The 20,427-nt window shown below is 60.3% G+C and carries 18 protein-coding genes; 4 read left to right on the forward strand and 14 right to left on the reverse strand.

All coding sequences use genetic code 11. From position 1 onward, the window contains the following. The first annotated feature begins 30 nt into the window (after nucleotides 1-30). Entirely contained in the window at nucleotides 31-471 is a 441-nt protein-coding gene (locus tag BN1137_RS08125) for a DUF1842 domain-containing protein (protein ID WP_050718115.1), read from the forward strand. A gap of 132 nt (nucleotides 472-603) precedes the next feature. After that, a complete protein-coding gene (locus BN1137_RS08130; RefSeq protein WP_050718116.1) occupies nucleotides 604-3,483 on the forward strand; it encodes an HD domain-containing phosphohydrolase in 2,880 nt (959 codons plus the stop codon). Between the two features lie 81 nt (nucleotides 3,484-3,564). Here the strand turns inward: BN1137_RS08130 and BN1137_RS08135 are convergent, their stop codons facing one another. The 4 genes from BN1137_RS08135 to rplU all read right to left on the reverse strand — a co-directional run bounded on the left by BN1137_RS08135 (nucleotide 3,565) and on the right by rplU (nucleotide 7,287). Further along, a complete protein-coding gene (locus BN1137_RS08135; protein ID WP_050718117.1) occupies nucleotides 3,565-4,935 on the reverse strand; it encodes a YjiH family protein in 1,371 nt (456 codons plus the stop codon). Between the two features lie 368 nt (nucleotides 4,936-5,303). Then, entirely contained in the window at nucleotides 5,304-6,509 is a 1,206-nt protein-coding gene (cgtA, locus tag BN1137_RS08140) for an Obg family GTPase CgtA (protein ID WP_050718118.1), read from the reverse strand. A 189-nt stretch (nucleotides 6,510-6,698) separates the two neighbouring features. Then, the gene (rpmA, locus tag BN1137_RS08145; protein ID WP_050718119.1) at nucleotides 6,699-6,956 is read right to left on the reverse strand and encodes a 50S ribosomal protein L27; all 258 of its coding nucleotides are present in this window, start codon (nucleotides 6,954-6,956) and stop codon (nucleotides 6,699-6,701) included. Between the two features lie 19 nt (nucleotides 6,957-6,975). Next, the gene (gene rplU, locus BN1137_RS08150; protein WP_033130528.1) at nucleotides 6,976-7,287 is read right to left on the reverse strand and encodes a 50S ribosomal protein L21; all 312 of its coding nucleotides are present in this window, start codon (nucleotides 7,285-7,287) and stop codon (nucleotides 6,976-6,978) included. A 242-nt stretch (nucleotides 7,288-7,529) separates the two neighbouring features. Between rplU and ispB the strand changes: the two genes are divergently transcribed. After that, the gene (ispB, locus tag BN1137_RS08155) at nucleotides 7,530-8,501 is read left to right on the forward strand and encodes an octaprenyl diphosphate synthase (protein ID WP_050718120.1); all 972 of its coding nucleotides are present in this window, start codon (nucleotides 7,530-7,532) and stop codon (nucleotides 8,499-8,501) included. A gap of 92 nt (nucleotides 8,502-8,593) precedes the next feature. Here the strand turns inward: ispB and BN1137_RS08160 are convergent, their stop codons facing one another. The 10 genes from BN1137_RS08160 to BN1137_RS08205 form a co-directional block, all read right to left on the reverse strand. Continuing rightward, entirely contained in the window at nucleotides 8,594-8,782 is a 189-nt protein-coding gene (locus BN1137_RS08160) for a DUF2065 domain-containing protein (protein ID WP_050718121.1), read from the reverse strand. A 99-nt stretch (nucleotides 8,783-8,881) separates the two neighbouring features. Then, on the reverse strand, nucleotides 8,882-9,766 hold the full coding sequence (hflC, locus tag BN1137_RS08165) for a protease modulator HflC (protein ID WP_050718122.1): 885 nt from the start codon (nucleotides 9,764-9,766) through the stop codon (nucleotides 8,882-8,884). 3 nt (nucleotides 9,767-9,769) lie between these two features. Then, nucleotides 9,770-10,921 carry an FtsH protease activity modulator HflK gene (gene hflK, locus BN1137_RS08170; RefSeq protein WP_050718123.1) on the reverse strand — a complete coding sequence of 384 codons (1,152 nt, stop codon included), beginning with the start codon at nucleotides 10,919-10,921 and terminating at the stop codon, nucleotides 9,770-9,772. A gap of 92 nt (nucleotides 10,922-11,013) precedes the next feature. Next, nucleotides 11,014-12,300, reverse strand: a complete 1,287-nt coding sequence (gene hflX, locus BN1137_RS08175) for a ribosome rescue GTPase HflX (RefSeq protein WP_050718124.1) — start codon at nucleotides 12,298-12,300, stop codon at nucleotides 11,014-11,016. Between the two features lie 63 nt (nucleotides 12,301-12,363). Next, complete coding sequence (gene hfq, locus BN1137_RS08180; protein WP_005311664.1) at nucleotides 12,364-12,627, reverse strand: RNA chaperone Hfq; 264 nt, start codon at nucleotides 12,625-12,627, stop codon at nucleotides 12,364-12,366. 72 nt (nucleotides 12,628-12,699) lie between these two features. Next, complete coding sequence (miaA, locus tag BN1137_RS08185) at nucleotides 12,700-13,596, reverse strand: tRNA (adenosine(37)-N6)-dimethylallyltransferase MiaA (protein WP_050718125.1); 897 nt, start codon at nucleotides 13,594-13,596, stop codon at nucleotides 12,700-12,702. A 108-nt stretch (nucleotides 13,597-13,704) separates the two neighbouring features. Next, nucleotides 13,705-15,573: a DNA mismatch repair endonuclease MutL gene (gene mutL / locus BN1137_RS08190; protein WP_050718126.1), complete on the reverse strand. Its 1,869-nt coding sequence runs from the start codon at nucleotides 15,571-15,573 to the stop codon at nucleotides 13,705-13,707. 19 nt (nucleotides 15,574-15,592) lie between these two features. Beyond that, nucleotides 15,593-17,131 (reverse strand): N-acetylmuramoyl-L-alanine amidase, encoded by a 1,539-nt coding sequence (locus BN1137_RS08195; RefSeq protein WP_050718127.1) that lies wholly within the window; start codon nucleotides 17,129-17,131, stop codon nucleotides 15,593-15,595. Beyond that, nucleotides 17,122-17,595 carry a tRNA (adenosine(37)-N6)-threonylcarbamoyltransferase complex ATPase subunit type 1 TsaE gene (tsaE, locus tag BN1137_RS08200; protein ID WP_050718128.1) on the reverse strand — a complete coding sequence of 158 codons (474 nt, stop codon included), beginning with the start codon at nucleotides 17,593-17,595 and terminating at the stop codon, nucleotides 17,122-17,124. The genes BN1137_RS08195 and tsaE overlap by 10 nt, the downstream gene beginning before the upstream one ends. Nucleotides 17,596-17,614: 19 nt before the next feature. Continuing rightward, nucleotides 17,615-19,117 carry a bifunctional ADP-dependent NAD(P)H-hydrate dehydratase/NAD(P)H-hydrate epimerase gene (locus BN1137_RS08205; protein ID WP_050718129.1) on the reverse strand — a complete coding sequence of 501 codons (1,503 nt, stop codon included), beginning with the start codon at nucleotides 19,115-19,117 and terminating at the stop codon, nucleotides 17,615-17,617. Between the two features lie 135 nt (nucleotides 19,118-19,252). On the opposite strand from BN1137_RS08205, the gene queG reads away from it, so the two are divergent. Then, nucleotides 19,253-20,392, forward strand: a complete 1,140-nt coding sequence (gene queG / locus BN1137_RS08210; protein WP_050718130.1) for a tRNA epoxyqueuosine(34) reductase QueG — start codon at nucleotides 19,253-19,255, stop codon at nucleotides 20,390-20,392. Nucleotides 20,393-20,427 lie beyond the last annotated feature (35 nt).

The following is a 20,427-nucleotide window of genomic DNA, read 5'->3' on the forward strand; positions in this document are numbered from 1 at the left end:
CCCACCCTTTTCCAGTTGGAGAATACAGGCATGAATGCAATCACAGACACCAAGACCGGCCTCTTCCTCGCCTCCTTTGATATCGGAAAATCCATGCCAGGCGCTCCGTTGCTGCGTCTCAACCTCACCGTCTTCACCCCGGGTGAGACAGTGAGCGGCGTCGCCCACCTGACCCAGGCCACCAATCCAGAGCTGGATCTGGCATCTGATCTGAAAGGTCAGTACACCTACATGTGCGTCATGCCCAAACTGTGTCACATCCTGGTGACGGCTCAGGGTTACCCCATCATCAAATGGCCACAGGGCGCCGGGATAGGCCCGGTGATCCAGCCCAATTTCGAGCTGCGCATGGTGCTCAGCGAAGACTGGAAATCTGGCACCGCCAACTACAAGTACCAGGACAGCCGTCAAGTCTGGCACGAGGTGAAAGATGCCCCGGTCACCCTGGTGCCCGCCACCGTTCTGGCCTGATCTCACGGCCCCGTCGGGGGCCGTTTTCCCCTCTCGAATATTCCTCTGCCGGTCATTGTGTTTTTTGTCATCCTTCGGACACACTAAATAGTTGCTCACTATGATAAATGTGCGTGGGACAAGGATCCGTCCATGACAAGAACCAGCTTCAATCGCAGACCTTTTTATGTACACATTGCTACCCTGTTCATTCTGCTGTTCACCCTGCTGGGGGGTGCCCTCATCCTGTTGCAGTACCAACAAAGCATGCAGCAAGGCCTGGAGCACGAGCGTCAGAGCTTCCAGCAATACCGGGATCAATTAGCGCTGGCACTCAAGCTGAACGAGCGCCCCGCCCGCATGTCCTTGAGCCTGCTGCGCAGCGGTCAGCTGGCGGCCATGACAAATCTGGAGACTCGCCTCAGCTATCTGCCTCAATTGGCCGAAGTGCTGGCCAACAGCGCCAGTTATGGTGCCATCTACGCAGGTTATGAGGACGGTGACTTCTTTCTGGTACGCAAGCTGACACCACGCGCCAGGGAGCGGCTGGATACCGCCCCTCCTGCCAGCTATTTGCTGGTACAGAGCCGGAGTCAAGGCCAGGGAGAGTTCCTCTATTTCGACAAACGGCTGCATCTGCTTGAACGCCGGCTGATGCCCGATTACCGCTTCGATCCCCGCAGCCGTGACTGGTATAAGGAAGCACGCTGGCGCACCGGCATTATCGTGACCCACCCCTATCTCTTCTTTACCACCAAGGAGCCGGGCATGACGCTGGCGGTGGAGAGCGACGATCGGCGGGCGGTGATCGGGCTCGATAGCGGCGTCGAGGGACTCTCTGCCCTGATAGGCGGCTTATCCCTGCCCAGCCACAGCCAACTGGTGTTATTCGATGAATTTGGCACCCTGCTGGCCACAGACCCTCAACGGTTGCCGAGTTTCGATCAGCTGAGCCGCCTGCCCATGCTGTCGGCCCTCAACCACCCCATACTGACCAGACTGCAGCAGCAGATTGTCACTCAACCCACCCTGCTGCACGGCCCGAGTGAGCAGACGCTCAGCGCAGGTGATCGCAGCGGCTGGCTGATCAACCTCTCTTCCCTTGGAGAAGGCTCGCCCTTCTATATCGCCTTGCTGGTCCCGACCGAGGTGCTCACCGCGCAGGCGCGTCAAGAAGCCCTGCGCAACCTGGCCTGGGCCCTCGCCGGTTTACTGCTGCTGCTGCCCATTATCTGGCTGGCGGCAAGGCGCACCGCCTCCCCCTTGCTGGCACTGACGCAAGAAGCGGCACGGATCCAGCACTTCGACTTCAGTGACAATCAGGGGCCCAGCTCTGCCATTCAGGAGATAGACGACTTGGCCCGCGCCATGTCAGGCATGCGGCTGACGCTGGGCAATTTCATGAGCATGGGGCGGGCATTGGCGGCCGAGCGTCGTTTCGATTCCCTGCTCAGCCGCATCTTGCACGAGACGGTCGCGGCGGCGCAGGCCGAAGGGGGTTGCCTCTATCTGGCGCAAGACAAGCACATGACGGCGGTACAAGCCATCTGGCAGCAACTGCCACTGGCCAACGAAAGGGTACACTGGCAGGACGAACTGCTGGGCGGTCTCTACCACACCGAGCGGCTCAGCCTGCCGCTCAATGTCGACAACTGGCAGCAATATCTGGCCGATTGGGGCCCCTTCCCTGGTCCTCGCCAGCTCTTGGCAGAGCCGCTGTACAATCATCGCCAGGAGCTGATCGGCTGCCTGCTGCTTATTTTGCCGAACTGCTCTTCACGGGAGATGGTCTCGCGTACCAGCCTGATCGAGGCACTGGCTGGCATGTCCGCCTCCGCCATCGAGAACCAGCGCCTGCTGGAGGAGCAAAAGCAGTTGTTGGAGGCTTTCATCGAGCTCATCGCCGGCGCCATCGATGCCAAGAGCCCCTATACCGGCGGCCACTGTCAGCGCGTCCCCGAGCTGACTCGCATGCTGACGGAGGCGGCCTGCGCCCAGCAACAGGGGCCCTTCAGCGACTTCCAGCTGAACGAAGAGGAGTGGGAAGCCATCCACATTGCGAGCTGGCTGCACGACTGCGGCAAGGTCACCACACCGGAGTTCGTGGTCGACAAGGCCACCAAGCTCGAGACTATCTACGACCGGATCCACGAGATCCGTACCCGCTTCGAGGTGCTCAAACGCGACGCCTATATCGAGGTGCTGGCGGCTCGCCTGCCGGAGCAAGAGCGGGTCGCGAGCCGGGAAGCGGTCGCCCCGCTCTGGTCAACCCTGGATCAGGAGTTTGCCTTCGTCGCCGAGTGCAATCTGGGGGGCGAGTGGATGGCACCGGAGAAACTAGATCGGCTCGACGCCATCGCCAACCGCACCTGGCTGCGCACCCTGGATGACAGGCTCGGTATCAGTCGGGAAGAGCTCAAACGCTGTGAGAACGAACCGGCCCAGACATTGCCCTGCCTCGAGCCACTTCTGGCCGACAAGCCGGCGCACCTGATCCCCCGCCCCGACCATGACAATCTCGCCGTACACAATCCCTGGGGATTCAAGGTCAAGGTCCCAACCCATCTCTACAACCGGGGCGAGCGCTACAACCTCGCCATCGGCCGCGGTACCCTCACCGAAGAGGAGCGCTACAAGATCAACGATCACATCATCCAGACCATCCGCATGCTGGAGCGGCTCCCCTTTCCCCATCACCTGCGCAAGGTGCCGGAGATCGCCGGCGGTCATCATGAGCGGATGGACGGCAAAGGCTATCCACGTCAGCTACAGGGAGCCCAAATGAGCATCCCCGCCCGCATCATGGCCATCGCCGACATCTTCGAGGCACTGACTGCCAGCGATCGTCCCTATAAATCGGGCAAGACGGTCTCCCAGTCGCTGATCATCATGCGCCAGATGGCGCAGGATCAGCACATAGATCCAGCGCTGTTTGCCCTGTTCGTCGACAGCGGAGTCTGGCGAGACTATGCCGAGCATTACCTGGCACCGGAACAGCTGGATGAGGTAAACAGCCAGTGCTTGCTGGCCTAGCCGTTCAACGATTTGAACCACATAACGCCCATAAAAAAACGGTCAACCTGAGTTGACCGCTTTGACATTCGAACCGGGTGTTTAGAACAACAAATGGGCCACACCCGCGATCACCGGCAGAGTGACCAGGGTGCGCAGCAGGAAGATGATGAACAGCTCCCACAACTTGACCGGGATCTTGCTGCCAAGCAGCAGGGCGCCCACTTCCGACATGTAAATAAGCTGGGTGACTGACATGGCGGCGATCACGAAGCGAGTGATGTCGCTCTCTATGGTCGAGGCCAGCACCGCCGGGATGAACATGTCGGCAAAGCCCACCATGATGGTCTTGGAGGCCGCCTCGGCATCCGGCAGTTGCAGCAGCTCCAGCAAGGGTACGAAGGGTGCTCCCAGCCAGTTGAACACCGGGGTGTGCTCGGCCAGCATCAGGGCGCAGGTACCGATGGCCATCACCACCGGCAACACACCGAACACCATGTCCAGCGCGTTCTTCACCCCTTCCCGCGCCACGGCGCCGAGGCTGGTCATGCTGTCGGCCTTGGTCAGTGCGCGCTGATAGCCATAGCTCAACACGCTGTGCTGATGAGGGATCGCCTCCTGCTTGCGGCACAAGGGGGTGCCATCGCTGTAGACATCCTTCTTCCAGGAGAGCGGCGGCAGGCGCGGCACTACTATGGCGGCGACCACCCCGGCCAGGCAGACCGTCAGGTAGAAGGGCACGAACATGTGCTCCAGCCTCACCTGGGAGATCACCACCAGACAGAAGGTGATGGAGACCGCGGAGAAGGTGGTGCCGATGACGGCGGCTTCCCGCTGGGTGTAGAACTTGCCTTCGTATTGCTTGCTGGTCAGCAGGATGCCGACGCTGCCATCCCCGAGCCAGGAGGCGAAACAATCCACCGCCGAGCGCCCCGGCAGGCGAAACACCGGGCGCATGATGCGGGTCATCATGGTGCCGACAAACTCCAGCAGACCGAAGTCCAGCAGCAGCGGTAACAGCAGGCCGGCGAAGATGAACACCGAGAACAGCACCGGCAGCAGATCGTGCAGCACCAGGCCACCGGTCGCCCCGGAGCGCAGCACTTCCGGGCCCGCCTCGAAGAAGGTCAGCAGCACAAAAACTCCACCCAGCACCCGCACACAGGCCCAGAACGGAGAGACGTTAAACAGGCTGTTGAGGAAGGGCCGACGCACCAGGACAGCCGGTTTGAACAGCCAGGCGACCAGCGTCATCAGCATGGTGGTGGTGATGATGGCACTGACCATGGCCACCAGGTGATCGGCGAACACCGTCTGGACCAGCTTCGCCAGTACGGCGACCGGGATGGTGACATTGCCGTCATAGATGACCGGCGTCATAAACAGCAGGATCCCGATGAGTGAGGGGATCAAAAACATCAGCACGTTGCGGCGGGTATGGATCGCCGGTGCCTGCAGGGTCTTTTCCAACATGATCACAGCCTTAATGTTACTTTTCCTTCAGCAAGGCCACCTGCATACTCATGCCGCAACCCAGAAAACGGGCGCAAGAATAACTCAAAAAAATGCACAAACAAGCCTTTAATTGATTATTCCAAGCATAAGTATTTTATCAGGCAAACCGTCCACAAGAACAAACCCAAGCAGTCATGCATATCAATTCAAATTGAATGGTTAGCATATTGTTTCGCAGAGGTTAATTTCAGGTGCGCAGTATAATGAGTCTCGATAGGCAGGCAATAAGTGGCATGAGAAATATATCTATAGAGTGATCTCGTCGAGCTTCCCATAAAAAAACCGGAGCCTGTTGCCAGGCTCCGGTTTTTCATCTCAACAGAAGATCAGTCACGAACATAGATGACTTCGACGCCGTCATCATCGTCATCGTCCAGATCATCGTCATCTTCCAGCGCGTCATCGAAGGCCATCGAGGCAGCCAGGGCATCCGCCTCGGCCTGAGCCAGCTGGTTCTTGTGGTAATCGTCCCACTTGAACTCCACCTTCTCGATGGCAGCCTTGGCATCGGCTTCCAGCTGACGGGGCATGGTATCCAGCAGATCCAGGATGTCGTAGCACACCTTCTTGGTGCCTTCCTTGCTGATGGCCGTGATCTGGTAGACCGGGCCTTCGTAGGCCAGCGCAGCCTTGACCCTGTCCATCACTTCCTGGGCTTCTTCTTCCAGGATCAGATCCATCTTGTTGAACACCAACCAGCGCGGTTTGGCCGCGAGTTCCGGGCTGTATTTTTCCAGCTCCCGGACTATGGTCACGGCATTCTCGGCGGGATCGGAGCCATCAACCGGGCAGATATCCACCAGGTGGAGCAGCACGCGGCAGCGTTCCAGGTGCTTCAGGAAGCGAATACCCAGACCAGCGCCCTCGGCGGCACCCTCGATCAGACCCGGAATATCGGCGATCACGAAGGAGCGGGAGTTTTCACCACGCACCACGCCGAGGTTAGGTACCAGGGTGGTGAAGGGATAGTCGGCCACTTTTGGACGGGCAGCAGACACCGCGCGGATGAAGGTAGACTTGCCCGCATTGGGCAGACCCAGCATGCCGACGTCGGCCAGCAACAGCAGCTCCAGCTTCAGGGTGCGCACTTCACCCGGGGTGCCGCTGCTCTTCTGATAGGGCGTACGGTTGACCGAGCTCTTGAAGCGGGTGTTGCCCAGACCGTGGAAACCGCCCTTGGCGACCAGCAGCTTCTGGCCATGAGTGGTCAGATCCCCCAGCAGTTCACCGGTATCTTCATCACTGGCACGGGTACCAACAGGAACCTTCAGGACCCTGTCCTTGCCGCGGCGACCAGTACAGTTGGAACCTCGGCCATTCTCACCGCGCTCGGCGGCGTGGAAACGCTCGAAACGGTAGTCGATCAGGGTATTGAGGTTCTCGTCGGCCAGCAGATAGACATCGCCGCCGTCGCCACCATCACCACCATCCGGCCCACCGTTGGGAATGTACAATTCCCGACGAAAGCTGACACAACCGTTACCACCGTCACCGGCATCGACTCGAATCTGGACTTCATCAACAAACTTCATAGGTAACCGTCACCCTTAATTCGAAAAACCGATACGCAATTATAGTGGTACAGACCCCTGCGGGCGAGACGCATCTAGGCGGTGAGGCCCATCAACACCTGCTCATCAGCGTGCCGTTTTTTCGTCAAACTCGTCAGAAAAACAAAAGCCCCGCCTGTTGGCGGGGCTTCGGATCCTTGCGGTCCGTAATTACTCAGCAACGATGCTGACGTACTTACGATTCAGAGGACCTTTAACTTCGAACAGGATCTTACCAGTCGCTTTCGCGTACAGGGTATGGTCGGTGCCCAGACCAACGTTGGTGCCAGGGTGGAACTTGGTGCCACGCTGACGAACGATGATGCTGCCTGCCAGTACAGTTTCGCCGCCGAAGCGCTTCACGCCGAGGCGTTTGGCTTCTGAGTCGCGACCGTTACGGGATGAACCGCCAGCTTTTTTATGTGCCATTTTTCAGATTCCTCTCGAATTAAGCGCTGATGCCAGTGATTTTGACTTCAGTGAACCACTGACGGTGGCCCGCTTGCTTACGATGGTGCTTACGACGACGGAACTTGACGATAGTCACTTTCTCGCCACGGCCGTGAGCCACAACTTCAGCAATAACCTTGCCACCTTCAACGAAAGGAGCACCTACTTTAAAAGTGTCGCCTGCAGCAACCATCAGAACTTCGTTGAAGTCGATAGTAGCGCCAGTCTCAACGTTCAGCTTTTCCAGACGAACGATTTGACCTTCGGCCACACGGTGTTGTTTTCCGCCGCTTTGGAATACCGCGTACATTTGATTAACTCCGTAAAGGCGTGTCTTTTGCTCAAGGCCAGACACGCGCAAAAACCTATAACAATGGGCCGGCATTCTACGCAAATCGATCTGCTCAGGCAAGGCCAAATTAGCAAAAAGTTTACTTTGTGCGCATATCCGCCGCCGTGAATAAACGCTTAACTGTAACCCATTGTGAAATCGTGTAGAATCCCCGCCATTGCTAAAAACGCAGTAATTGCTGCCGTCACGTTACGAGACTTATGGACCAACAGACTATCCGTGCGCTCTGTGCCGCCGACATGACGGCGGTCAATGAACTGATCCTGGCGAGACTCCAGTCCGATGTCAGCCTGATCAACCAGCTGGGTTTCTACATTGTCAGTGCAGGCGGAAAACGGATGCGCCCCATGCTGACAGTCATGGCCGCCCGCGCACTGGGATATGAAGGTGAAGATCACCTGAAACTGGCCGCCATCATCGAATTCATCCACACCTCTACCCTGCTGCACGACGACGTGGTCGACGAATCCGACCTGCGCCGTGGCCGGGAGACCGCCAATGCGCTGTTTGGCAATGCAGCCAGCGTCTTGGTCGGCGACTATCTCTACAGCCGTTCCTTCCAGATGATGAGCGAGCTCTCCAACCTGAAGGTGATGGAGATCCTGTCGGATGCCACCAACACCATCGCCGAGGGGGAAGTGTTGCAGCTGATGAACTGCAACGATCCGGACACCACGGAAGCGAGCTACATGACGGTCATCTATTGCAAGACCGCCAAGCTGTTCGAGGCCGCCACCCGCCTAGCCGCCGTGCTGACCCATCAGCCCGCCTCCGTCGAACAGGCCATGACCGATTACGGCAAGTACCTGGGCACCGCCTTCCAGATCATCGACGATGTGATGGACTACTGTTCCCAGAGCGACGAGATGGGCAAGAACGTCGGTGACGACCTGGCCGAAGGCAAGCCAACCCTGCCGCTGCTGCGCGCCATGGCGGTGGGCTCGCCCGAAGAACGCCAGCTCATCCGTGATGCCATCGAGCATCGCAACGGCATGGACCACCTGGATCAGATCCTCGCCATCCTGGACCGTACCGGCGCCCTCGAGTACTCCCGTCAGCGCGCCCGGGAAGAGGCTGACAAGGCCGTTGCCGCGCTCGCCATCCTGCCGGAGTCCGAGCACAAGCAGGCATTGGCCACCCTGGCCCAGATGGCGGTACAACGCAGCGCCTGAATCAGGGTTGCAGCATCGAATAAAAAAGAGGCCATTGGCCTCTTTTTTATGGTCTGTGCCCTGCTTTCAGGCGCCAGCGTCAGACTGATGGCTCAGTGAGCCAGTGCCCAGAGGATCACGGCGCCCACCACCACCAGACAGCCACCGATGCGGCGCAGCTGCTCAGGTGGCTGCTCGCTCATCAGCCGCAGCATCTGCTGCCAGGCCCTCGGCATCAGCAAGGGGCCCAGCCCTTCAAACAGCAATAACAACCCCAACCCCACCAAGATGGATGTCAGCATCCCCTTCTCCTTGCGTGTTCTGCATGAAAAAAGCCACCCGCCGCGGCAGGTGGCTTGGTCCATCATGCGAAAGGGCCTGAATGTTCAGGCCCTTTGGTCTTATTGCTTGTCGCCGTGAGGTGACTTGAGGTAGCGGAAGAACTCGCTGTCCGGCTTCAGGACCATCAGGTCATTGCCACCGGCGAAGCTCTTGCGATAGGCCTCCATGCTACGCACGAAGCTGAAAAACTCGGGGTCTTTCTTGTAGCTGTCGGCATAGATCTTGGCGGCTTCGGCATCCCCTTCACCACGCAACTGACGCGCATTACTCTCGGCGTCGGCGATCATGACGGTGACCTTGCGGTCGATGTCGGCACGCAGGATCTCGGCCTGCTCACGACCCTGGGAGCGATGCTCACGGGCCACGGCGGTCCGCTCGGCACGCATCCGCTGATAGATGGAGTTGGAGACTTCCACCGGCAGGTTGATCTGCTTGATCCGCACATCTACCACCTTGATGCCGAGCTCGGAGGAGCGCGCCATCTTCATCAACGCATCTTCCATCACGGTACTGCGCTCACCGGAGACGATGTCCTTGATGGTGCGGTTACCTATCTCGGAACGCAGACCGTTGTTGATCTTGCGCTTGAGCAGGTCTTCGGCCTGGATCTTGTTGCCACCACCGGTTGCCAGGTAGTACTTGGAGAAGTCCTCGATCTTCCACTTCACGTAGGAGTCGATGATGAGGTCTTTCTTCTCCGAGGTGACGAAGCGATCCGCCTGACCTTCCAGGGTCTGGATGCGGGCATCCATCTTGCGAACCTGGTCAATCACCGGCACCTTGAAGTGCAGGCCCGGCTCGTAGAGGCGCGGTTCACCGGAGTCAACCCGCTTCACTTTACCAAACTGCACGACTATCCCTTTCTGCCCTTCATCGACGATGAAGACGGAAGAGAAGCAGACCATGGCGGCCACAGCGATGACACCAATAGCTATTTTCTTCATCTATTAGTTTCTCCCTGTGCTGAAACGGTCACCGCCACGCAGCGGCGTCGGAGTGGAATTAGCCCCTTCGTTGGACGGCTGGGCCGGTTCCACCGCAGGTGTGCCTGCCGGACGTGCCGGTTGCACCGCATTCGCCTTGCCAGACAACTTGTCGAGCGGCAGGTAGATCATGCTGTTGTTGCCAGCAGGCATGTCGACTACCACCTTGTTGGTTTGCTGGTAGAGCTCTTCCATGGTTTCCAGGTAGATACGGTCACGGGTCAGCTCTGGCGCGGCCTGATACTGGGGCAGCAGCTCGTTGAAGCGAGCGACTTCACCCTTGGCCTTCAGCACGATCTGGGACTTGTAGCCTTCGGCTTCCTGTTCCAGACGCTTGACCGAGCCGCGGGCCTTTGGCTCCACTTCACGGGCATAGGCTTCCGCTTCACGAATGAAACGCTGCTCATCTTCCTGAGCGGAAATGGCATCATCGAAGGCGTCTTTGACTTCTTCTGGCGGACGGGCCGGCAGGAAGTTGACGTCGACGATCTGCAAACCCATCTGGTAGGGCTCGATGATGCCATCGATCACCTGCCAGGTCTCCTGACGAACTTTTTCCCGACCCGTGGTCAGTACGTCATCCATCTTGGTGTGACCCACCACGTAGCGCAGGGCGCTGTCGGTGGCCTGACTCAGACTCTCATCCGCATTGGTGACGCTGAACAGATACTGCTCGGGATCGACCACGCGATACTGCACGTCCATCTCGATCCGGACCACGTTCTCGTCCTGGGTCAGCATGAAGCCAGAGGCAGGCAGGGAGCGCACCGATTCCACATCCACCGGGATCACCTTGTCGATGAAGGTCGGTTTCCAGCGCAGGCCTGGATCCACGTTATGGGAATACTCCCCAAAGCGCAGCACCACACCCCGTTCGGCTTCACGGATGGTATAGAAGCCGCTGACGACCCACACCACCACGGCCACTACCAGCGCGATGGAGAGGCCAAACTTGCCTACATCACCACCACCTGATTTGCCGCCGCCGAACAGACCACCGAAACGGCGGCTCACCTTACGCAGCATTTCATCCAAATCAGGGGGTCCCTGATTCTTGCCGTTATTCCCCCAAGGGTCACGGTCTTTGCCGTTGTTTCCAGGCTCATTCCAAGCCATCAGCGTCTCCATTAATACATGCGGATGGATATCATCTCTACCGGGTCATCGTTCGTCGATGAAGCCGCTAAGCCTTCATCTTCATCGACCAATCAATGCCTGATAAAGCGTTGTAAACTCTCACCTTCTTGCTTCATGAGGCGGTTCCAGTCGGCCACTTGCAAGCGCACCTCCAGGACAAAATCCCCCTCCTCACTGAAAGCTTCCTGCTCGATACCTTTCAGCCGATAGAGCGCACTGCGCAATCTGGCGGCCGAGGGTGGCAACTGCAGGGTGTGATGGACCATGGATCCAGCCAGCAATTCGGTCAGGGCCGCGAACAGGTATTCGCTCCCCTCACCGGTCTGGGCCGACAGCCAGATCCGCACCGGGCGACCCTCGTCATCCCGCTCCAGGCCGGCCGGACGATCGGTCAGCTTGTCTATCTTGTTACAGATCATCAGCTGAGGGCGGTCGTCCGCCTCGATCTCGGCCAGCACTGTCTGCACCGAATCGACATTCTCCTGCATCTGCTCATCGGCACAATCCACGACGTGCAGCAGCAAGTCCGCTTCGCGGGTCTCCTGCAGCGTCGCCTTGAAGGCCGCGACCAGATCATGAGGCAAGTGCCGAATAAATCCAACTGTATCCGCCAGGATCACATCACCCACATCCTGAATCACCACTTTACGCAGGGTGGGATCCAGAGTTGCGAACAATTGGTCGGCAGCATACACGCTGGCATCTGTAAGTTGGTTGAACAAAGTGGACTTTCCGGCGTTGGTGTAACCCACCAAAGAGACGGTCGGCACTTCGTTGCGGTTACGGGCGCGACGACCCTGTTCCCGCTGTTTTGCCACTTTGTCGAGTCGACGCAAAATCGCCTTGATGCGTTCCCGCAGCAGGCGTCGGTCGGTCTCAAGTTGAGTTTCACCCGGACCACGCAGACCGATCCCGCCCTTCTGACGCTCAAGGTGGGTCCAGCCTCGCACCAGGCGAGTAGAAAGATGGCGCAATTGGGCCAGTTCGACCTGCAACTTGCCTTCGTGGGTACGAGCGCGCTGGGCGAAGATATCGAGGATAAGGCCGGTTCTGTCTACCACCCGGCACTGGAACAGACGCTCCAGGTTACGCTCCTGGGCAGGAGTCAGGGCATGGTTGAAGATGACCACGTCAGCACCCAGCATCTGCACCTGGGACGCGATCTCTTCAGCCTTGCCGCTACCGACAAAAAATTTGGCACTGGGTGCGCTGCGGCTGGTAGTCACCACCCCCAGCGCATTGACCCCGGCCGAGCTCACCAGCATTTTGAGCTCTTCCAGATCCTCCCGCTCACCCTCATCGCTGAAGTTGACATGTACCAGAACGGCCTGTTCACCAGCTTCATAACGGTCAAACAAGCGCTTGCTCCTTAACAGGTCTCATGATGAATCCGGGTTGACGAGCCGGCTCGCCGCGGGATATCACGCCTCGGCTTCACCTTGCTCTTCACCGGCAGCGCCCGGGACGTGCTGGTGATGGTTGACGGCACGGGCCGGCACCACGGTAGAAATGGCGTGCTTGTAAACCATCTGGCTCACGGTGTTCTTCAGCAAAATGACAAACTGGTCAAACGATTCGATCTGACCCTGCAGTTTGATGCCGTTGACCAAATAGATAGAAACAGGAATCCGCTCACGGCGCAGCGCATTCAAAAACGGGTCTTGGAGAGATTGCCCCTTAGCCATCTTTCTTTTCCTTATAGTTTGTTGTTTTTAAACACCGGATATCAATATAACAACCTGATTATACAGGGAGTGTCAAGCCGCACCAGCGCGGGCAACGACCCTCGCCAGATTGTCAGACTCACCAGATTCCAACCAGGTCAGATCGGGCCAACCGCGCAACCAGGTCATCTGACGCTTGGCCAACTGGCGGGTGGCAACAATGCCACGATAACGCATCTCATCATATCCCACTTCCCCTGCCAGGTAGTCCCACATTTGGCGGTAGCCAACGCAGCGAATAGCAGGCAGGTCAGGGGTGAGATCCCCCCGTTCAAACAGGCCGCGCACCTCTTGCTCGAAACCATTTTGCAGCATCAGATCGAAGCGTTGTTCGATACGTTGATGCAACAGGGCGCGATCGCTCGGGGCGATGGCAAATTGATGCACGCGATAGGGTAATCCTTCCCCCTGTACCTGGGTCAGCTCGGTGAGCGTCTTGCCGCTGATGCGATAGACCTCCAGCGCCCGGCTCAGACGCTGCGGGTCGTTGGGGTGAATGCGCGCGCCAGCCACCGGGTCGATGCGTACCAGCTCGTCGTGCAGCGCCTGCCAACCGAGGCGGGCCGCCTCTTCTTCCAGCACGGCGCGAATGGCAGGATCGGCAGGCGGCAGCGGGGAGAGCCCTTCCAGCAGCGCCTTGAAATAGAGCATGGTGCCCCCCACCAGCAGCGGGATGCGGCCACGGGACGCTATCTCGTCCATCTCGCGCAGGGCATCGCGGCAGAAATCCGCCGCCGAATAGCTCATGGCGGGATCGAGAATATCGATCAGCCGATGGGGAGCCTGCGCCAGCTCGGCGGCACTGGGCTTGGCGGTGCCGATATCCATGCCGCGATAGATGAGCGCGGAGTCCACGCTGATGATGTCGCAGGGCAGGGTCTGACACAGAGCGATGGCGAGATCCGTCTTACCGGAGGCCGTCGGCCCCATCAGAAAAATTGCATTCGGCAACTCAGCCACGTTCACTTTCCTCTAGCACAGCGAGTCAAAGGCCTGACAGATACCAACCCAGGGTTCATTGGAATGGTGCCTGGCAACTCAGCCGCCATGCGCAAATTCTTCCAGCACGGCAGCCAACGACAGCGGGCGTACCATGCGAATGTCTGCCAGTTGGTCACTGAAATCGGTCACAAGTTCCGTCAGCAAGCGACTGGCTGTTGAAAAATCATATATTTTTTCGGTGCTTATGCCCTGCTCCACCAGCCATTGGCATACTACTTCAGCCAGCTGGTTTGCATCACTGTCAGATCCGCTCTCGATTAACTGCAGCAATTCGGGTAAGAGGCGCACCAGATCGGTCTGGCGCAACAAGGCAGGCACCCGAGTCAGGATCATGGTGTCGCGCCCACCGCTTTTCAACTCCAGCCCGATGCGTTTGAGCAAACGTTCCTGCTCTTCAACCAGCGCGACCAGGGTTTTGGGCAACTTGAAGGAGACCGGCAGCAACAGGGGCTGGGCCGCCAGGCCTTGGCCCCAGGCCTCCAGCAGCCAGTGGCGCAGCAGCAGGCGCTCGGCCCGCACCAGGGAGAGCAGCGCCAGCTGACCGTTTCGCTCCAGCAGCAGATACGCCTGCTCCACCAGGCTCAGGGCACGGATCCCTTGCGGGGATTGGCTGGCTGCAGCAGGGCCCGGCGCCGTGGCAGGGGCGCTCCCGGCGATGGGCAAAGTGGTGAGCAAGGAGCCCATGCCGCGCATGGCTTCCCGGCTGGGGGGCTCAGGAGGTTGATAACCGCCGGCGCGGGCTCCGCCACCTTCTCGCACCTCCGCAGACTGGGCCGAGGCACGATAACTGTGCTCGGCCCCGTACCATTCCGGGCGTGGAGCCTGCCCCGGATAGGCCGCTGGTGGCGTGGCTGGCAGTTCAATCTGACTGCTAGCCAGTGGTTCAGCCATAGATTCATCTGCCTTGGCCGCCTCGTGCAGGGCGCTGAACAGGGCCTGGAAGATGAAGTCATGGATGAGGCGGGCCTGGTGGAAACGCACCTCGTGCTTGGCCGGATGCACGTTCACATCCACCTGGCGGGGATCCAGCTCGATGTAGAGCACATAGGCGGCGAAGCTGTTGGCGGGCAGCAGCTCGTCATAGGCCTGGCGGATGGCATGATTGATGAGCTTGTCGCGCATCATGCGGCCATTCACATAGGTGTATTGCAGATCGTTCTGCGGCCTTGCCCCTGCAGGCGTGGCCAGCCAGCCCCATAGCCGCACGTCGCTGTGCTCGCTTTCCACCGCCAGGGCGTGGTGCATGAAGGGGGTGCCGCAGACGGCGGCGAGGCGGCGCTCCTGCTCTGGCACCGTGTTGGCAGACTTGTACTGGCGCACCACCTTGCCGTTGTGGCGCAGGATCAGGGTGACGTCGAAACGGGAGAGCGCAATGCGGCGGATCAGCTCGTCGATGTGAGCGAACTCGGTCTTCTCGCTGCGCATAAACTTGCGCCTGGCCGGGGTGTTGAAGAAGAGATCCACCACCTCCACCGTGGTGCCCACCGGGTGGGCCGCCGGCTTGACGGTGACCCCCATCTCGCGCCCTTCCGCCTGGGCTTGCCAGGCTTCGCTCTGTTCGGTGGTGCGGGAGGTCAGGGTGAGACGAGAGACGGAGCTGATGGAGGCGAGCGCCTCCCCCCGAAACCCCAGGCTGCAGATCCCCTCCAGATCGTCCAGGGTCGCCACCTTGGAGGTGGCGTGGCGTGACAGCGCCAGCACCAGCTCATCCTTGGGCACGCCGCTGCCGTTGTCGCGGATGCGGATGAGCTTGGCGCCGCCCTTGTCGATGTCGACTTCGATCCGGTCTGCGCCCGCATCCAGGCTGTTTTCTACCAGCTCCTTCACCACGGAGGAGGGCCGTTCAACCACCTCCCCTGCGGCAATCTGGTTCGCCAGAATAGGAGGCAATATACGGATCGGCATCGGCTACTCCTGATTTTTATTATTGCGGGATGTAGAGCACCTGCCCCACCTGGATGTCCCGTGATTTCAACTTGTTGATCTCCACCAGCCGCGCCTGGCTCACCCCGTGCTTCTCGGCGAGGCGGGAGAGGCTCTGGCCGCGGGTGACCACGTGGCGGAGCATCTTCGACTTGTCGTTGGCCTGCACCGTGCTGACCGGCGTGCTCGGCTCCTTGGCCGCCACCTTGTAGGGCTTGATAACCCCGGCGCCCGAACCACCGACACTGCTGACCGGGGCACCGCCGTCACTGCTGCGGGTCGGCACCGTCGCCGGCATACGGTTGACGATCTGCTGCTGGGGTGCGGGGGCCTGGGCGGTGACTGTCTTTCTCGCCGCCGGCTGGCTGGCTGCCACCGCGGTCTGACCCTTGCCGGTCATCATGGGGCCCTTGGTCGGGTGGCTGCGATAGTAGTTGCGGATCCCCTCGAAGATGGCGCGTGCCAGCTGATCCTGGTAACTGGCGGTGGCCAGCAGCTTCTCTTCCGCGTGGTTGGAGATAAAGCCGGTTTCCACCAGTACGGAGGGAATGTCCGGCGCCTTCAACACCGCCAGACTGGCGTGTTCCGGCGCCTTCTTGTGCAGCCGAGCGACCTTGCCCATGGAGCGCAGGATCTGGCGGCTGACGTCATAACCTTCGGCTCTGGACTTGTCCATAGAGAGGTCGAGAAAGGTCTGCGCCAAGTAGGGATTGGGATCGGATTCGGCCAATACCTTGCCAACCCCGCCCAGCAGTTCCCCCTGCTTCTCCTGCTTCTCCAGCCAGCTGCCCATCTCGCGGTTGGCACGGTTGGTCGACAACACCCAGACCGAGGCGCCACGCGGCGTGGAGTTGTGGAAGCTGTCCGCGTGTACCGACACCAGCAGATCGGCCTTGGCCTTGCGGGCAATCTCGGAGCGCTTGTTCAGGTCGACGAAGTAGTCGCCACGGCGGGTCATCACGGCGCGCATGCCGGGCTCGCGATCGATCAGAGCCGCCAGCTTCTGGGATACCGCCAGGGTCACCCGTTTCTCGTAGGTGCGGCGCGGGCCGATGGAGCCCGGATCTTCCCCGCCATGACCGGGATCGATGGCGATGACGATGGCCTTGCCGTGGCCGCCGACGGGGGCGGACTGGGCTGCAGCTGCAGCGCCCCGCTCCTCATAGGGCAGGTCGATCACCAGCCGGTGGCCGTAGGGACCCGCCGGCGCCAGCGGGAACACCACCGGTTTGATGGTGGAGCTGAGATCCAGCACCAGTCGCAGGCTGCCCTTCTCGAGCGGCGTGCTCTCGCGGATCTTGCGCACCAGCTCGCTCTTGTTCTCGATGCGCGCCAGATTGGCGACGTTATTCGCCCCTTTCAGGTCGATTACCAGCCGGCTCGGGCCGGTCAGGGTGAAGTAGTTGAAATTGGGGGCGCTGCTCATGTCGAGCACCACCCGGGTATTATCCGGTGATGGCCATACCCGCACACTCTTGAGCTGATTCGCATAAGAGGGCAGAGCCAACAGGGAAAGAACAAGGACAAGGATCACGCGCACTGAGATGACAACCGTTCCAGAATGGCTTCGCCAATAGCAGTGCGGGCCTCTATCAGGGCCTCACGCTGCTCGTTTACATACGTCAGGGTAATCTCGAGATCGGGGGCAGGCAGCCAACCTTCCCCTTTTTCCGGCCACTCCACCAGGCAGAGCGTATCGGCGCCGAAATAGTCCCGAATACCCATGAATTCCAGCTCTTCCGGATCGGCTAGGCGATAGAGATCGAAGTGATAGACCTGCCAGTTGGCCAGTTCATAGGGCTCCACTAGGGTATAGGTCGGACTCTTAACCTTGCCTTGATGGCCAAGCCCTTGCACCCATCCACGAGTCAGGGTGGTCTTGCCGGCCCCGAGGGTGCCGTGTAGAAAAACCGTGGTCGCCTGCTGGCACGCCTGTGCCAGACGCCCACCCAGTGCCACTGTTGCTGCCTCATCCGGCAGTGTCATCATCAACTTTTTTGCCATGTTCTTCTTTTATAACTTGTTACGGTGTCGGATTGACCAGACGGCGGATCCAGGGCAGCAGGTCCGATGCCAGCATGCCCCTCTCCCCCTCGGCAGCCGCGCAATCGGCGGCCTCCCCGTGGATAACGGCGCCTAGCCGGGTCGCCACGCTGGCAGACCAGCCCTGTGCCAGGAGGGCGGCTATTATACCAGATAACAGATCGCCCATGCCGCCACTGGCCATGCCGGGGTTGCCCTCGCTACAGAGGGTGATGCACCGGCTATCGCAGATCAGCGAACCTGCGCCCTTGAGCAGCACGACACCGCCATATTGCTGTTGCAGCCGTGCGACGGCGGCGAAGCGATCCGCTTCGATCTCGTCGATGGAGCAAGCCAGCAGACGAGCCGCCTCCCCCGGGTGAGGGGTGAGCACCCAATTATCCTGATGACGGGGATGAAGCGCCAGCCAATTCAATCCATCGGCATCCAATACCAGCGGCTCCCCGGTCGCCGTCAGCCGCTCACACTGGGCCTTTGCCCACTCGTCCTGACCGAGCCCCGGCCCCAACACCCGCACCGTGGGCCAGCTCTCATCCATTCCCACCTGCCAGCCCATCAGCTCGGGTTGCACCAGACTGGCGGGGGGGAGGTCTGGATGTTGGCAGAGCCGCACCAATCCGGCCCCCGCCCGCAGGCAAGCCTGTCCCGCGAGCAAAATGGCCCCCTGCATGCCGAGGTTGCCCCCCACCAGCAGCACCCTGCCGTTGCTCCCCTTGTGGGCCGAGCGGCGACGCGGGCTGAGCAAGCCCTTGAGGCTGGGATAATCGATGCGCAGGGCGGCGGGGATCGGCTCGGCATCCGGCGTTACCCCGAGGGGGTCAAAGTCGAGCAGACCGACGCCGTCCACGCCATCGGCGGTCAGCATGCCCTGCTTGATGCCGATGAAGGTGAGGGTGCGGCTGGCGCGCACCATGGCGCCCATGGCGCGGCCGGTGTCGGCGTTGAGCCCGGAGGGGAGATCCACGGCCAGCACTGGCGCATTCAAGCCATTGATTGTTGCGACGATCTTTGTCATTGAAGAGGAGAGGGAGATATGGACACCGGTGCCAAGCAGTGCATCGACCACCAGATCCGGTGGCGTCAGCAGCGCGGGAGTGAACGCCTCGAACATCAGCACAGTGCCCCCCGCCGCCAGCCACTCATCGGCCGCCCGTCTGGCATCGCCGCTGAGCCGATCGGGCGCGCGCGCGGCGATCACCACAGGGTCGAGGCCGGCTCGCCTGGCGAGACGCGCCAGCACATAGCCATCGCCGCCGTTGTTGCCTGGGCCGACGAAGATCCACCAGTGGCTGCTCTGGGGCCAGTGGCGGCGGGCATAAGAGAGCAAGGCCCCGCCGGCCCGCGTCATCAGCGGATAAGTATCACCCCCTTCGCGCTCGGCCCAGCGCCGCTCCAGCATGCGGATCTGTTCGGTCCGCCATAACGGCTGTGCTAGACTGGTGCCTTGTTCCCCGCAGATAGCATCCTCGATAACCTGTACCATGACGGCTCCCGACCTTCATCATCCAGTGACCCAGCGCTCAGACACTGGGCATATGACGTGGCATGACGACGCCCGACCAAGGGTGCGTTTCGCGCCACCAATGCGGGCCCAGTGCCGGCAGGCAGATGACGCAGCATGACGACGGCCGAACTCCATCAACTGGCCCAAGATATCAAGCTCTGGGCACGCGAGCTAGGCTTTGACCAGGTCGGGATCACCGACACCGACCTGCGCATCGAAGAGCCCAGATTGCAGGCCTGGCTGGACGCAGGCTATCACGGCAGCATGGATTACATGGCCCGCCACGGCATGATGCGGGCGCGACCCCATGAGCTGTTGCCGGGCACCCAGCGGGTGCTGTCGGTGCGGATGAACTATCTCCCCTTCGAGGCGGGCTTTGCCAGCACCCTGCGCGACCCCACTCTGGGTTACATCAGCCGTTACGCCCTAGGCCGCGACTACCATAAGGTCTTGCGCAACCGGCTAAAACAGCTGGGAGAGCGTATCGAGCAACGCTGCCAGGCACTGTTTCAGGCGACGGACTGGCGCCCCTTCGTCGACTCGGCCCCGGTCCTCGAGCGGCCCCTTGCCGCCAAGGCGGGTCTCGGCTGGGTGGGCAAGCACTCCCTGCTACTCAACGAATCGGCGGGCTCCTTCTTCTTTCTGGGGGAGCTGCTCATCAACCTGCCGCTGCCCATGGATGCCCCGGTGGAAAAGGAGCAGTGCGGCAAGTGCGTGGCCTGCATCAACATCTGCCCGACCGGCGCCATCATCGCGCCCTACGTTGTAGACGGGCGGCGCTGCATCTCCTACCTCACCATAGAGAACGATGGCCCCATCCCCGAAGAGTTTCGGCCGCTCATGGGCAACCGCATCTATGGCTGCGATGACTGCCAGCTTATCTGTCCCTGGAATCGCTATGCTGATGTGAGCCCGGAACCCGACTTCAATCCAAGGCCCAATCTGCATCGCCCGCCCCTGCTCGCGCTGTGGCAGTGGTCAGAGCCCGACTTTCTCAAGTACACCGAAGGCAGCCCCATTCGCCGCATCGGCTATCAACGCTGGCGCCGCAACCTGGTGGTGGCCCTTGGCAACGGCCCGGCCAGCCCCGAGGCGATCGACGCCCTGCAACAGGCCTTGGCCGAGGCCGAGCCCATGGTGGCCGAACACATCGAATGGGCCCTGGCGACCCTGACCAGCCGCCAGCAAGGTGAGAACAAAAAGACGAAATTGCTGATCCGCTGCATCGAAAAAGGACTGTCAGATCACGCCTGAGCGATCTGCCCCTTGCCGGATGCCAGTCATTTTTT

The organism is Aeromonas tecta (assembly GCF_000820185.1).
Classification (GTDB): domain Bacteria; phylum Pseudomonadota; class Gammaproteobacteria; order Enterobacterales; family Aeromonadaceae; genus Aeromonas; species Aeromonas tecta.